Origin of the sequence: Vibrio floridensis (assembly GCF_021852965.1) — a bacterium.
In the GTDB taxonomy this organism is placed as follows: domain Bacteria; phylum Pseudomonadota; class Gammaproteobacteria; order Enterobacterales; family Vibrionaceae; genus Vibrio; species Vibrio floridensis.
Window position 1 is genome coordinate 228582 of the sequence record NZ_JAKGCY010000002.1, and the last position, 14425, is coordinate 243006.

At 43.3% G+C, this 14425-nt stretch carries 14 protein-coding genes; 12 read left to right on the plus strand and 2 right to left on the minus strand.

Going from position 1 to position 14425, the window contains the following annotated elements:
- Positions 1-2 precede the first annotated feature (2 nt).
- Both imuA and LZU85_RS05360 read right to left on the minus strand, forming a co-directional pair.
- The gene (imuA, locus tag LZU85_RS05355; protein ID WP_237286584.1) at positions 3-686 is read right to left on the minus strand and encodes a translesion DNA synthesis-associated protein ImuA; all 684 of its coding nucleotides are present in this window, start codon (positions 684-686) and stop codon (positions 3-5) included.
- Positions 687-802: 116 nt separating this feature from the next.
- A complete protein-coding gene (locus tag LZU85_RS05360; protein ID WP_176297755.1) occupies positions 803-1546 on the minus strand; it encodes a YciK family oxidoreductase in 744 nt (247 codons plus the stop codon).
- A gap of 130 nt (positions 1547-1676) precedes the next feature.
- On the opposite strand from LZU85_RS05360, the gene sohB reads away from it, so the two are divergent.
- From sohB to LZU85_RS05420, 12 genes are all read left to right on the plus strand, one after another.
- A complete protein-coding gene (sohB, locus tag LZU85_RS05365) occupies positions 1677-2738 on the plus strand; it encodes a protease SohB (protein WP_176297754.1) in 1062 nt (353 codons plus the stop codon).
- 195 nt (positions 2739-2933) lie between these two features.
- Positions 2934-3614 carry a (d)CMP kinase gene (gene cmk / locus LZU85_RS05370; protein WP_176297753.1) on the plus strand — a complete coding sequence of 227 codons (681 nt, stop codon included), beginning with the start codon at positions 2934-2936 and terminating at the stop codon, positions 3612-3614.
- 109 nt (positions 3615-3723) lie between these two features.
- Positions 3724-5394: a 30S ribosomal protein S1 gene (rpsA, locus tag LZU85_RS05375; protein WP_176297752.1), complete on the plus strand. Its 1671-nt coding sequence runs from the start codon at positions 3724-3726 to the stop codon at positions 5392-5394.
- Between the two features lie 249 nt (positions 5395-5643).
- Complete coding sequence (gene ihfB, locus LZU85_RS05380) at positions 5644-5925, plus strand: integration host factor subunit beta (RefSeq protein ID WP_176297751.1); 282 nt, start codon at positions 5644-5646, stop codon at positions 5923-5925.
- A 138-nt stretch (positions 5926-6063) separates the two neighbouring features.
- Entirely contained in the window at positions 6064-6330 is a 267-nt protein-coding gene (locus tag LZU85_RS05385; RefSeq protein WP_176297750.1) for a LapA family protein, read from the plus strand.
- Positions 6331-6345: 15 nt separating this feature from the next.
- The gene (gene lapB, locus LZU85_RS05390) at positions 6346-7515 is read left to right on the plus strand and encodes a lipopolysaccharide assembly protein LapB (protein ID WP_237286585.1); all 1170 of its coding nucleotides are present in this window, start codon (positions 6346-6348) and stop codon (positions 7513-7515) included.
- An 85-nt stretch (positions 7516-7600) separates the two neighbouring features.
- Positions 7601-8302: an orotidine-5'-phosphate decarboxylase gene (gene pyrF / locus LZU85_RS05395; RefSeq protein WP_237286586.1), complete on the plus strand. Its 702-nt coding sequence runs from the start codon at positions 7601-7603 to the stop codon at positions 8300-8302.
- Positions 8303-8732: 430 nt separating this feature from the next.
- Complete coding sequence (locus tag LZU85_RS05400) at positions 8733-9755, plus strand: ABC transporter permease subunit (protein ID WP_176297747.1); 1023 nt, start codon at positions 8733-8735, stop codon at positions 9753-9755.
- Positions 9755-10798 (plus strand): ABC transporter permease, encoded by a 1044-nt coding sequence (locus LZU85_RS05405; protein ID WP_237286587.1) that lies wholly within the window; start codon positions 9755-9757, stop codon positions 10796-10798. The genes LZU85_RS05400 and LZU85_RS05405 overlap by 1 nt, the downstream gene beginning before the upstream one ends.
- A gap of 26 nt (positions 10799-10824) precedes the next feature.
- Positions 10825-12666: an extracellular solute-binding protein gene (locus LZU85_RS05410; RefSeq protein WP_237286588.1), complete on the plus strand. Its 1842-nt coding sequence runs from the start codon at positions 10825-10827 to the stop codon at positions 12664-12666.
- Positions 12667-12684: 18 nt separating this feature from the next.
- Entirely contained in the window at positions 12685-13551 is an 867-nt protein-coding gene (locus LZU85_RS05415) for an ABC transporter ATP-binding protein (RefSeq protein WP_237286589.1), read from the plus strand.
- 2 nt (positions 13552-13553) lie between these two features.
- Positions 13554-14384, plus strand: coding sequence for an ABC transporter ATP-binding protein (locus LZU85_RS05420; RefSeq protein WP_237286590.1), 831 nt, complete (start codon positions 13554-13556; stop codon positions 14382-14384).
- The last annotated feature ends 41 nt before the right edge of the window (positions 14385-14425 follow it).

Sequence of the window (14425 nt, forward strand, 5' to 3'; positions counted from 1 at the left end):
TCTTAGCCTTGTAATGCCACTGGGAAGGGAATAACTCGATGTTCTGCGGTAGCTTTGCTTAAGGTTAATTGCGGAAAAAGCCGCTGATAGTTAATTTCTACGGTGCCTCGCTGCCATCCACCTTTACGCTTTCGAACTTTGACACAAATGCCTTGTTCGGAGGGGGTGAGTTGCAATGAAAGTGAAATGGGTAGAGAAAGTCGAGCATGCGAGCTTTCTCTAAACATAAACAGCAAGCTGCCCCCTCGTTCACAAGCGACTTGCAGGCGTTTAACTTGATGAATTTCAATCACATCTTGCCAAAGCAGTGCGGTTTGGCAAACACCGCTTTTTAAGCATTGCTCGGCTGACCAAAGGGCTTCTTTTTTTGTTGAAGGTGACAAAATTAAGCTATCGGCGAGAGAAAGCCCTACATTGCGCCAAAATGCCGCATTGATCATCGCAGGTGGCTGGATAAGAGCTACGGTGTGTTGTTGTGATGCTAGAAAAGGGCTGAGTAAACGTAATTCACCAATGCCTAAAAGGGATTCTATTTCCACCACACCATGACGAGGGAATCCGCCTTCTAATAACGTGTCTAAATCGGTTAATCCTGAACTGTAGCAATGCTGCTCTTCTCGGTAGTGTGCCGAGCTTGCATGCCAGATGAGTTGCTGACGCTTAAGATCTTGAATGATGTTCTGCATAATAAAATACCTGTATGTACGTACAGTATATTTCACTAGTGGAAAGGTGCAAGATCTTTGTCGAGAGAAAATAAAAAAGGCAGCAACTGCTGCCTTCTATGCCACTAGGTATATCTCTAGCGCTTAGGTTGTGCGTCGATACATTGTCCGTTGATTTCTGTCATCGCAGGATCCATTAAGTGTAGATACAGCGGCATGAGATCTTGCGGCGTTTTCAACGTGTTGGCATCTTCACCAGGATAGGCTTTTTCACGCATACGTGTGCGTGTGGCTCCGGGATTAATTGCGTTGACACGCATCGGCGTATCGCTCAGTTCATCGGCAAGCACTTGCATCATACCTTCAACAGCGAACTTAGAAATCGCATACGGACCCCAGAAAGCTCGACCAGAGTGACCAACGGTTGAAGAGGTAAAAATGATTCGGCCAGCCTCAGCTTTACGTAACACGGGCAACAGAGCTTGAGTCATCAGCACTTCCGCTTTGACATTAATCTGCATGATGTCGTCAAAATCTTCTTCGTTGATTTGCTCAAATGGGCAAAGTGTACTCAAAACGCCAGCGTTATGAAGCAGACCATCCAAACGGCCAAACTGACCTTCAATCGTTTCTGCCATGTCAATATAGTTTTGCTTTGTGGCACCCTTAAGGTCGAGCGGGATGATCGCCGCTTGAGGGTAACCTGCCGCTTCAATTTCATCGTAAACCGATTCGAGGTTCTTCACGTTACGGCCAAGCAAAATAACGGTTGCGCCATGTTTTGCGTAGCTCAATGCAGCTTGACGACCGATGCCAGCACCAGCACCAGTCACAAGAATAACTTTATCGTTCAGGGCATCTGCAGAGATTGAATAGTCCACTGTGCTCAATCCTTATATTTCTATTTGTTCTATCCTGCGTTGCAAAATCAAACAGATATGCAACGGAAAGTCTTGGTAATTGTGACAAGATGGCTACAATACACCAATTCACACTTTAGGGGATATTACATTGGAATTTTTATTGGATTACGGCTTGTTTTTAGCCAAGGTGGTGACCTTTATTGTGGCGATTGTCGTGTTATTGGTGCTTGCGAAATCTTTGAGTAGCAAATCGTCTGCCACGAAAGGGGAGCTGGAGATAACCAATCTTTCTGAGCAACATAAACAGACTATCGAACATTTAGAGCATTACCTACATGATGACGCCTACTTAAAAGCACGTGATAAAGCGGTTAAAAAAGAAGAAAAAGAGAAAGACAAACAGCGTGAAAAAGAGGTGAAGAAAGCCGCGAAAGAAGGGACGCTGGAGCATAAACGTGAGCCTCACCTATTTGTGTTGGATTTCCATGGCAGCATTGATGCAAAAGAAGTCACCTCGTTGCGTGAAGAAATTACCGCCATTCTTGCTGTGGCAGGAGAAGGTGATGAAGTGTTGCTACGGTTAGAGTCGGGTGGTGGCATGGTTCACGGTTATGGGCTTGCCTCATCACAATTGGATCGCATTAAAGCAGCAGGATTACCACTAACGATTGCAGTAGATAAAGTAGCGGCCAGTGGTGGTTACATGATGGCTTGTGTCGCGGATAAAATTGTTTCTGCCCCATTTGCCATTGTTGGCTCAATCGGTGTTATTGCGCAGATACCAAACTTCAATAAGTTGTTAAAGAAGCACGATATTGAGTTTGAACAGATGACAGCCGGTGAGTACAAACGCACGCTAACCATGTTTGGCGAAAATACCGACAAAGCACGTGACAAATTTAAGCAAGAGTTAGAAGAAACGCATGATCTGTTTAAAGATTTTATTCGTGAGCATCGTCCGGCATTAGAGCTTGAAAAAGTCGCAACAGGTGAACACTGGTTTGGTACACAAGCAAAAACATTGGGTTTAATTGATGATGTGTCCACGTCCGATGATCTGATCGTAGCCGCTTGTAAAGAGAAAACCGTGTTGGCGATTCATTACGTTCAGAAGAAAAAACTGACAGATAAATTAGCGGGTGCAGCAGCGAAAATTTCAGATCGCGTGCTGCTAAAGCTTGTCGAGCGTGGGCAGAAACCTATCGTTTGATTTCTTATTTGGTTAGCAACTCATGGTAAACGGCGAAAGAGAGCTCTTTCGCCGTTTTTATTGAGAGACAACACTTTATTGGTGTAATCGATTACCTGGGGGATTTCTCCTCGCCCCCAACGCCGAATGGCATTATAATATGCGCCTCTGAAACTGGGCCTTAGCCTAAAAAAGAAAACATAAGTGGAGAACAACATGTCGTCTCAGACTCCGGTAGTAACCGTAGATGGACCAAGTGGCGCGGGTAAAGGCACTCTTTGTATGCTGCTGTCAAAGAAGCTCGGCTTTCAACTTTTAGATTCCGGTGCGATCTACCGTGTATTAGCTCTTGCCGCCATTCACCACGGTGTGGACACTGAGTCAGAAGATGCATTGGTTCCACTCGCGACACATCTTGACGTACAGTTCGTTGCCGAAGGTGACTTAGTCAAAGTCATCCTTGAGGGTGAAGATGTTTCAAAAGAATTACGCAAAGAAGAAACGGGCATGGCAGCGTCAAAAGTAGCCGCTTTGCCAAGAGTTCGTGAAGCATTACTACGTCGTCAACGTGCCTTTGAAGCGGCTCCTGGTTTGGTTGCCGACGGAAGAGACATGGGCACGGTCGTTTTTCCTACTGCGAAAGCCAAAATTTTCCTTGATGCGAGCGCGGAAGAACGTGCACATCGTCGCCTTAAACAGTTGCAAGATAAAGGCTTAGATGTTAGATTTGACGACCTTTTGAGCGAGATCCAAGAGCGTGACGATCGCGATCGTAACCGCCCAGTGGCACCATTACGCCCTGCAGAGGATGCGCTTGTGCTAGACTCCACCTCGATGAGTATCGACGAAGTGGTCGAAAAGGCACTACAATATATCGAATCTAAGCTGGCTGAGTAATTTCACTCAGGCAGGTAAGAACGTCGGTCGCAAGGATGATGATTGGCGAATTTAATAACCCCATGCGGTAGGATACCCATGGAAGTTTAATTTTTTGAAGATTAAATAAATGACTGAATCTTTTGCTCAACTCTTTGAAGAGTTTCTAAACGAGACTGAATTCCAACAAGGTACTATCGTTAAAGGTACTGTAGTAGCTATCGAAAACGGCTACGTTCTTGTTGACGCTGGTCTTAAGTCTGAGTCTGCAATTCCTGCTGAACAGTTCAAGAACGCTGCTGGCGAACTTGAAGTTGAAGTTGGTTCTGAAGTAGACGTTGCTCTGGACGCTGTAGAAGACGGTTTCGGTGAAACTCAACTTTCTCGTGAGAAAGCGAAGCGTCACGAAGCTTGGATCGTTCTTGAGAAAGCTTACGAAGAAGCTGCAACTGTTGTTGGTATCATCAACGGTAAAGTTAAAGGCGGTTTCACTGTTGAACTAAACGGTATCCGTGCTTTCCTTCCAGGTTCTCTAGTAGACGTACGTCCTATCCGTGACACTGCTCACCTAGAAAACAAAGAGCTAGAGTTCAAAGTAATCAAGCTTGACCAGAAGCGTAACAACGTAGTTGTATCTCGCCGCGCAGTTATCGAATCTGAAAGCACAGTAGAACGTGACGAGCTTCTAGAAACTCTACAAGAAGGTTCTGAAGTTAAAGGTATCGTTAAGAACCTAACTGACTACGGTGCGTTCGTAGATCTAGGTGGCGTTGACGGTCTTCTACACATCACTGATATGGCGTGGAAGCGCGTTAAGCACCCATCTGAAATCGTTAACGTTGGTGACGAGATCCTAGTTAAAGTTCTTAAGTTCGATCGTGACCGCACTCGCGTTTCACTAGGTCTTAAGCAGCTAGGTGAAGATCCATGGGTAGCAATCGCTAAGCGTTACCCAGAAGGTCACAAACTATCTGGTCGCGTAACTAACCTAACTGACTACGGCTGTTTCGTTGAAATCGAAGAAGGCGTTGAAGGTCTAGTACACGTTTCTGAAATGGATTGGACTAACAAGAACATCCACCCATCTAAAGTTGTTAATGTTGGCGACGAAGTTGAGGTTATGGTTCTTGAAATCGACGAAGAACGTCGTCGTATCTCTCTAGGTCTGAAACAGTGTAAAGCTAACCCATGGCAGTCATTCGCTGAAGCTCAAGCTAAAGGCGATAAAGTAACTGGTAAGATCAAGTCAATCACTGACTTCGGTATCTTCATCGGTCTAGACGGTGGTATCGACGGTCTTGTTCACCTATCTGACATTTCTTGGAACGTAGCTGGCGAAGAAGCGGTTCGCGAATTCAAGAAAGGCGACGAAATCTCTGCAGTAGTTCTAGCAGTAGACGCAGAGCGTGAGCGTATCTCTCTAGGCATCAAGCAAATGGAAAACGACCCATTCAATGCTTACGTTGCTGACAACAAGAAAGGTACTCTAGTTAACGGTACTGTAACTGCAGTTGACGCTAAAGGCGCAGCAATCGAACTAGAAGATGGTGTAGAAGGTTACATCCGCGCTTCTGAAGTTTCACGTGATCGCGTTGAAGACGCAACACTGATCCTAAGCGTTGGTGACAAAGTTGAAGCGAAATTTACTGGTGTAGACCGTAAGAACCGCGTAATCAACCTGTCAATCAAAGCGAAAGACGAAGCTGAAGAGCAAGAAGCAATGGCAACTATCAACAAAGCTGACGAAGCTGCGTTTGGTAATGCAATGGCTGACGCTTTCAAAGCAGCTAAAGGCGAATAATAGACGTCTTAAAAAGGAGCCGAAAGGCTCCTTTTTTTTGTCTCAATTTCTGCTATATGTTTACTGTTAGTTGTAGTATTAAATACACAAGATATTATGCTGTTATCTATTTCTAGGTATCTAGTGAAAACTTCCTCCAAAGGATTACATCCAAGTGTCGGATTTTTCACTACAATTGATAGCAAGTATTTGGTGTAATTGATATTACTTACTATAATAAGTGATAAAAATGACTCGAAGAGGGAAACTATGACTAAGTCTGAACTGATTGAAAGGCTCTGCGCTGAACAGACACATCTTTCAGCGAAAGAGATTGAAGATGCTGTCAAAGATATTTTGGAACACATGGCTTCAACGTTGGAGAGCGGTGATCGTATCGAGATTCGTGGTTTCGGTAGTTTCTCGCTTCATTACCGTGAACCACGTGTAGGCCGTAACCCTAAGACTGGTGATAAAGTGGAGTTAGAGGGTAAACACGTACCGCACTTCAAGCCAGGTAAAGAGCTACGAGAGCGTGTTAATCTAGCTTAAATAGAACGAACATAGGTACAAAAGCGGCATACATAGCGTATGCCGCTTTTTTATGATTAGATACCTGTTATTATCCGTGGTCGTCAGGAAAGTTTTCCTGCATAATTGTATCGGCTGATATCTCTAAGGTGATGACAGATGAAAATTATAAAAATCATTGCTGTAATGGCTCTCTTCCTAATTGCTTTGGCATTAGGCTCGCAAAATCAAGAAATTGTGACGTTCAACTACTTACTGGCTAAAGGTGAGTTTCATCTTTCCACTTTGTTGGGGGGAGTGTTTGTTGCTGGCTTCGCTGTATCGTGGGCAATTTTTGCAAGTATTCAATTTAAGACTCGACTAAAAATTAGAAAACTCAACAAACAACTAAAAAGCCAAAACACACAAGTAAAGAAACAAGCGTAAGGACGAACCGGTTTAATGCTTGAATTACTCTTCTTGTTACTCCCAATTGCGGCTGCATACGGTTGGTACATGGGCCACCGCAGCGCACAGGATGACAAGCAGAAGCACTCCAATCAGATCTCTCAGCAGTATGTGACGGGATTAAACTTGCTTTTATCGGATCAGTCAGATAAAGCCGTTGATCACTTCATCGAACTGCTTCAGGTCGACAACGATACGATTGATACTCATCTAGCGTTAGGTAATCTCTTTCGCTCAAGAGGAGAAGTCGATCGCGCTATTCGCATCCATCAAAATCTCATTTCTCGCTCCCGTTTGACGATAGAGCAAAAGAACATTGCTTTACAACAATTGGCCAAAGACTACATGGTTTCTGGGTTTCTGGACCGGGCTGAAAAAATCTTAGAGCAATTGGTTGAAGAGCCGGAACACCGAGAGGCCGCTTTACAGCAACTAGTCCTGATATATCAACAAACAAGAGAGTGGGATAAAGCCATTCATTATGCGCATTTGTTGGTGAAGACGGGCAAAAAGTCGATCAGGAAAAATATTGCTCATTACTGGTGTGAGCTAGCCATGCTTGATCAAGCAGACGGTAATCAGACAAAAGCAATTAGTCATTTTAAGAAAGCACTACAAGAAGATCCTAAGTGTGTGAGAGCCTCTATCTCATTAGGGCGGGTCTACCTTGAGATGGAAGAGTATCACAAGACGATTGAGTATCTAGAAAACGTCTTGGAACAAGACACGGATTATATCAGTGAAGCATTGCCAATCATGGCTGAGTGCTATCACCATCTTGGCCAAGAAGATCAATTGGTTGAGTTTCTAAGGGCTTGTATCAACAAAAAAGCGGGTGTGTCTGCGGAGCTAATGCTAGCTCAGTTAGTTGCTCATCATGAAAGTGTTGGTGCTGCCCAAGAACTACTCACTCGTCAGCTAATAAAGAATCCAACGATGAAAGGCTTCTACCGGCTCATGGATTACCATTTGGCAGAAGCAGAAGAAGGAAGAGCCAAAGAAAGCTTAACCACTCTTCAGGCAATGGTTGGTGAACAATTGAAAGTGAAACCACATTACCGATGTCGTAAATGTGGCTTTTCCACCCATTCTTTATATTGGCATTGTCCATCATGTAAGGGGTGGGGAACCATTAAACCAATCAGAGGATTGGATGGTGAATAATTTTTATGCAGCCGGCAGTTTTTCTGTCCGCTGCATTTTTTTTAGATAAATAAAGTAAAGAAAAAGAAAATCGTTAGGAGATGAAATGATTGACCAAAAAGTAATAGTGGCGTTGGACTATGACAAACAAGTAGACGCGTTGGCTTTTGTTGACAAAATAGATCCAGCTTCATGTCGCCTTAAAGTAGGCAAGGAAATGTTTACGCTCTTTGGTCCAGATTTCGTACGTGAACTGCATAAGCGTGGTTTTTCTGTATTCTTAGATTTAAAGTTTCACGATATCCCGAATACTTGTTCGAAAGCTGTGCGCGCTGCCGCTGAGCTTGGCGTATGGATGGTTAACGTCCATGCAAGCGGGGGAGAGCGTATGATGGCGGCATCTCGAGAAATTCTTGAACCTTACGGCAAAGACCGCCCATTGTTGATCGGTGTTACTGTGCTAACGAGCATGGAGCAAAATGATTTGGCTGGAATCGGATTAAATATCGCTCCTCAAGAGCAAGTGTTGCGCCTTGCCCACCTAACGAAGAACTCGGGGCTCGATGGTGTTGTATGTTCTGCACAAGAAGCATCTTTACTTAAAAGTGAATTAGGAAAAGATTTCAAGTTAGTCACACCGGGCATTAGACCCATTGGCACTGAGCAAGGGGATCAGCGTCGTATCATGACGCCCGTTAACGCGATAGTTTCAGGAGCAGATTATCTAGTAATTGGCAGACCAATCACACAATCGATGGAACCTGCGGCAGTCCTAGAGGCTATAAATACAAGTCTAAAGTCGTTATAAGGGTTCGTTAGGTGATACTAATGCGGTTGAAAGTGTGAGGTTTATCGAAGTTTTAATTAAATCTTACAATTTCCTCGCATTGAATAAAAAAGCACAATTAATGCATATTAATTGTGCTTTTTTTGAATCAAGATCTAGGTTTTGTTAAATGAGATGCCGCCAAAACTGAACCTATTGACTAGTACATTAGTAATGTAGGGTGTGAACGTGATCAGTTGGTGACTATCTATTCACTATGTAACGTTAATGTAACGGGCATATTAGAATTTTCGAATTTGATATCTGTTCCGCGTTTGGTTTTTAATGCGCAATCAGTCATCGGAATGAGTTGGCTGAAATGACCTAGAATCTTTCACATGGTCACACTTTATTGCAACCGGATTGTTGCAAATTTCGAATTTGATATGTTACAGCATGGAGCGCATAGTAAGTGTTATCGTATGTCTTTCGGCGTATGGCTTTAATTGTCCCTACGTTTCTTGGTATTACTATCCTCATTTTTGCCATCACACGTTTCGTTCCGGGTGGACCAGTAGAACGCATGTTGGCAAGTATGCATTCAGGTAGCGACACGGCAACAGTGAGCATTGCTGGTAATAACTCTGCACTTTCCGAAGATCAGATGGCGGAGCTGAATGCCTTCTACGGCCTAGACAAACCTATATTTGAAGCTTATTGGAGTTGGTTAACTCGTTTGTTAGTACTCGATTTCGGGGAATCAACTCGTTACTACGAACCCGTCGGAACGATGATCGCTGAACGCTTACCTGTATCGCTGTTTTATGGAGGTATGACGTTTTTCATTAGCTATTTCATTTCCATTCCACTGGGCTATTACAAAGCCATCAGGCATGGAAGCGTTTTCGATTCCGCCTCATCTATCATGATTTTTGTGGGGTACGCACTTCCAGGGTATGTGGTTGGTGTATTTCTGATTACCGTTTTTGCCTATAACCTTGAATGGTTTCCAATGGGTGGTTTTGTTGGTGATGATTTTGACGACTATGAAACCTTCTGGCTTCAGCTTAAAGATATTATGTGGCACGCCGTCTTACCGCTAATTTGTTATTTGATTGGTGATTTTGCGACGTTAACAATGACGATGAAGAATAGCTTAATGGAAAATCTGTCTTCAGATTATATCCGTACTGCAATCTCTAAAGGATTACCCTTTAAAAAAGCGGTAAGAAAGCATGCATTGCAGAACAGTTTAATTCCAATAGCCAGCCATTTTGGTAATTCACTATTATTTTTTATGACGGGTTCTTTTTTAATTGAAGTTATTTTTAATATTAATGGAATCGGCCTGTTGGGCTACGAATCAATTATTGAACGTGATTATCCAGTTGTAATGGGTATTGTCGCTATTAATGCCGTAATGTTAATGGTAGGAAATATTCTTTCAGATCTTTGTGTGGCATTAACTGACCCACGAGTAAGGTTCGGTGCTTAATGTTTACTGTTAGCCCTTTAACTCAAAAGAAAATAAGAGCGTTTAAGGATATTAAACGCGGATACTGGTCGTTTCTTATTCTTGTTACTTTATTGACACTGTCTTTGTTTGCGGAACTGTTGGTGAACAGTAAAGCCTTGATCGTTAAATACCAAGGTAATTGGTACTTTCCAGTGATTAGTGATGTAAGAGCTGGGAATGAATTCGGGTTAGATTACGCAAGTGAAGCTGACTACCGTGTTTTGCAAAAGACTTTCCAAGAAGCTGAAAGCGGTGATTTCGTCTTAATGCCGATCGTACCGTGGAACCCCTATGAGCAGGATTTTAGTGGCGATTTTCCACCAACGGCACCAAGCCTAGAATCTAAGCACTATCTAGGCACTGATGTCATTGGTCGCGATATCCTTGCACGTCTCGTTTATGGGTTTAGAACAGCAATGGGTTTTGCTTTGGCAACGATGGCGGTCTCCTATGCAATCGGCACCGTTGTTGGATGTGCTATGGGTTTCTTTGGCGGAAAGTTTGACTTGTTTGTTCAGCGTTTGATCGAAGTATGGTCTATGGTGCCATTCCTCTATGTGATCATGATATTGGTTTCAATCACTCAACCCACCTTTACGCTGTTTGTCGCGATCAACGTTTTATTCGGTTGGATGGGAATGACTTGGTACATGCGAACCATGACCTACAAAGAATCAGCGCGAGAGTATGTTTTGGCTGCAAAAGCGTTGGGGGCGTCAACTTGGCGTATTTTAATGCATCATATTTTACCCAATACCATGGTGATGATTGTGACGCTTGCCCCGTTTACGATTGCAGGAAATATTACCGCTTTGACAGCTTTAGATTATCTAGGGCTCGGGCTAATGCCTCCAACGCCAAGTTGGGGAGAACTATTACAACAAGGTAAATCTAATTTGGATTCTCCGTGGATTGTTTCGTCTGTTGTCGCATCGATTGTTACCGTTTTGGTTATGGTAACCTTCATCGGTGAGGCCATTCGAGCTGCCTTTGATCCAAAGAAATTTACGCGATACGTGTAAGTATCCGTTTCAAGGAAGAAATACAGATGCAACATACCAAATTGACTCTAGCAAGCATTGCGGCTTTGTCCGCGTTAAGTTTCAATGCAGTGGCTCAATCGCTGCCAACTGCGCAGCAATGGACAACGAATGCCAATGAACCGCTTTTTGCCTCAAGTGAAGCGAAACGCGGCGGGACTTTGACCACTTATATGGTTAGTTTTCCACAAACGTTAAGAAGCGTAGGACCGGATGCCAATTCAGGCCTGCGTCATTATTTCATGGATGGTGCGCCTAAGTTAGCTCAACGTCATCCAAATACCGGTAAATGGATTCCTCAGTTGGCAGAAGCATGGGCTTTTGATGAAGACAACAAAACGGTTTATTTCAAACTGGACAAAAATGCAAAATGGTCAGATGGTGAAAAAGTAACCGCTGATGATTACGTGTTTATGATGAAGTACTACCAATCAAAAGACATTATCGATCCTTGGTATAACGACTTCTTCACCACTAGCATCAAAGAAGTAGTGAAATATGATGACTATACCATTGCTATCAAAACAGCGACTGCACAAAGCAACGACGCATTGATGGTGTTGATCAATATGCCAAGTAATGGTGTACAACCACGCCCAGAACACTTTTTCAAAGGGACTAAGGACGAGAATAACGACGGGATGCCAGATAACTTCGTTCGAGCGTTCAACTTTAAAGCTGAGCCAACGACAGCAGCCTATTACATGGCTGATGTAGAAAAGGGCAAGCGAGTCACTTTTAAACATGTTGGCGAAGACTGGTGGGGTTACACGAATCGTTATTACCAGCACCGTTACAACGTTGAACGAGTTCGCATCAACGTGATCAGAGATCAGGATATTGCCCTTAAGCATTTCGAGAAAGGCAACTTAGACTTCTACGATATGATTTTGCCTGAATTCTGGCATAGCAAAGCAGATTCTGAAGGGTTTGAAAAAGGTTATATCCACAAGTTTTGGGGTTACAACCAAGCACCTCAGGGCGCAGGAGGTCTGTGGATCAATACTGCCATGCCGCTACTCGGCGATATTAACGTTCGTAAAGGCATTATGTCTGCGACAGATTATGACGGCATGATTGTCAACATTATGCGTGGAGATTATTCGCGCAAGCCTCACGGTTTAGGGTTTGGTCATGGCCAATATGATAAAGCTGATAATAAAGCACCTGAATTCAATGCAGAAACGGCTATTCAACACTTCGAAAACGCTGGTTTTGATAAAATAGGTGCAGATGGTATTCGCGTGAATAGCAATGGTCAAAGATTGTCGTTTTCGATCACTTATGGCTACCAATCCTGGACACCACGAATCGCCTATCTGAAAGAACAAGCCAAATTAGCCGGTTTAGAGTTCACTCTAAACCTTGTTGATGGTTCCTCTGCATTTAAGTACATCCTCGAGAAAAAACACCAACTTGCCTTCTTGAACATGGGGTCGGGAGAGATACCATCTTATTGGGAGTATTTGCACTCAGATAATGCCAACAAACCTCAGACCAATGCACACACAAACTATAGCAGCCCTGAGCTCGATAGACTGATTGAAGAGTACGACGCAGAATTTGCACAAGAGAAACGATTTGCACTTTCTCATCAAATCCAAGATTACGTGTCGGCGGCCAACATCATTGTGCCTGGATACATGGTTCCTTATACCCGTGCAGTACATTGGCGCTGGTTGAAAATGCCAGAAACCCCAATGACTAAAGCAACAGAGAACATCTTCCATCCTATGGATATCGGTAACTTCTGGATTGACGAGGCGGTGAAGAAGGAAACAGAAAAAGCGATGAAATCTGGTAGCACCTTCCCGAAAGTCACGATTGTCGATGAAAGATACAAGATGTAGTTAGTAGGGATTTGGAAGATGAACAACGAAGTAGTTCTCAGCGTTAGAAACTTAGAAACTGAGTTCCAGACAGACGATGGAGCCGTGCAAGTGCTTCACGGTGTGAGTTTTGACGTAAAGAAAGGACGTACACTAGGTTTAGTGGGTGAATCTGGATGTGGAAAAAGTGTCACGTCAATGTCGATCATGGGTTTACTTCCCAAACCTTATGGTCGAATTATTGGCGGGCAAATTCTATACCGTGGTAAAGATCTTGTGACTTTAGCAGCGGAAGAAATGTACTCCATGCGTGGTGACCGTATTTCCATCATCTTCCAAGATCCCATGACGGCGCTTAATCCCGTTCACACAGTCGGAAAACAACTGATGGAAGTTCTAAAGCTTCATCGACCAGATTTGAACGGCAGAGCAAGGCGTGAACAAGCTTTGGACATGCTTAAAAAAGTGCGTATTCCGATGCCTGAAAAACGACTAGATGAGTATCCACACAATCTTTCCGGTGGTATGAGACAGCGCGTTATGATCGCGATGGCATTGGCTTGTAAACCGGAAATATTGATCTGTGACGAGCCCACAACCGCCCTAGATGTTACCGTACAGGCCTCTATCTTGGAGTTGATCAATGAACTTCAAGAAGAAACGGGTATGGCGGTGATCTTTATCACTCATGACCTTGGGGTTGTGGCAGAAATATGCGATGACGTTGCCGTTATGTACGGCGGTAAGATTGTTGAATATGCAGATGTATTTGAGTTGTTTGACTCACCGAAACATCCTTATACCGAACGCCTTATGGGATTGATGCCAAGCCTTGAACACGAACCAAAACAGCTGATTGAAATCAAGCCGATTGATATTTCCAAATTTCCAGAGTTTCGAGGTTGATTATGGAAGAGATACTCAGAATCGAAGGTCTAAAGCAACATTTTGTTTCAGGGAAAAAATTATTTTCAAAAGGTTATACAGTCAAAGCCGTTGATGGCGTTTCGTTAAGTGTAAAGCGCGGTGAAACGCTAGGCCTTGTTGGAGAGTCTGGCTGTGGTAAAAGCACGTTAGGCCGGACTATCTTAAAATTGTTTGAGCCAACCGATGGAAAGATCTTTTTTGAAGGACGTGATATTACCAAGCTCTCACCGAAAGGCATGAGACCATTGCGTAAAGAGATGCAAATCGTTTTTCAAGATCCACTTGAGTCGCTTAATCAACGCCATACTATCGGTATGATATTAGAAGAGCCTTTTATTATTCATAAAGTAGGCTCTCCTCAAGAGCGTAAAACCTGGGTGTTGGAGCTGTTAGAAAAAGTGGGTTTGCCGAGCAATGCGATTAACCGATACCCACACGAGTTTTCGGGTGGACAGCGTCAACGGATAGGCATCGCGAGAGCCATTGCATTAAAACCCAAATTACTTATTTGTGATGAGTCAGTATCGGCTTTAGATGTTTCAGTCCAAGCACAAATTATTAATTTGCTCTTAAAATTGCAACAAGAAATGAATTTGGCAATTATCTTTATATCGCATGACTTATCTGTCGTGAGACAAGTTTCAGATAATGTGGCAGTAATGTATTTTGGTGAAATTGTGGAGTACGGTAAATCCGTCGATATCTACAATGACCCGCAAAATGATTATACGAAAAAGTTACTCTCAGCAATACCGATTACTCATCCCAAATATCGAACGAGAAAAAGAGATTTAGCTCGAAAAATATCATAGTTTGTTACATATAGAGAAAGTGAATCTTTTAGAATTTAATA

Bases quoted from the DNA above. Each gene is read 5' to 3' on its own strand.
- imuA (WP_237286584.1), bottom strand. From the start codon at position 686: ATGCAGAACATCATTCAAGATCTTAAGCGTCAGCAACTCATCTGGCAT.
- cmk (WP_176297753.1), top strand. From the start codon at position 2,934: ATGTCGTCTCAGACTCCGGTAGTAACCGTAGATGGACCAAGTGGCGCG.
- rpsA (WP_176297752.1), top strand. From the start codon at position 3,724: ATGACTGAATCTTTTGCTCAACTCTTTGAAGAGTTTCTAAACGAGACT.
- ihfB (WP_176297751.1), top strand. From the start codon at position 5,644: ATGACTAAGTCTGAACTGATTGAAAGGCTCTGCGCTGAACAGACACAT.
- LZU85_RS05385 (WP_176297750.1), top strand. From the start codon at position 6,064: ATGAAAATTATAAAAATCATTGCTGTAATGGCTCTCTTCCTAATTGCT.
- lapB (WP_237286585.1), top strand. From the start codon at position 6,346: ATGCTTGAATTACTCTTCTTGTTACTCCCAATTGCGGCTGCATACGGT.
- pyrF (WP_237286586.1), top strand. From the start codon at position 7,601: ATGATTGACCAAAAAGTAATAGTGGCGTTGGACTATGACAAACAAGTA.
- LZU85_RS05405 (WP_237286587.1), top strand. From the start codon at position 9,755: ATGTTTACTGTTAGCCCTTTAACTCAAAAGAAAATAAGAGCGTTTAAG.
- LZU85_RS05410 (WP_237286588.1), top strand. From the start codon at position 10,825: ATGCAACATACCAAATTGACTCTAGCAAGCATTGCGGCTTTGTCCGCG.
- LZU85_RS05415 (WP_237286589.1), top strand. From the start codon at position 12,685: ATGAACAACGAAGTAGTTCTCAGCGTTAGAAACTTAGAAACTGAGTTC.
- LZU85_RS05420 (WP_237286590.1), top strand. From the start codon at position 13,554: ATGGAAGAGATACTCAGAATCGAAGGTCTAAAGCAACATTTTGTTTCA.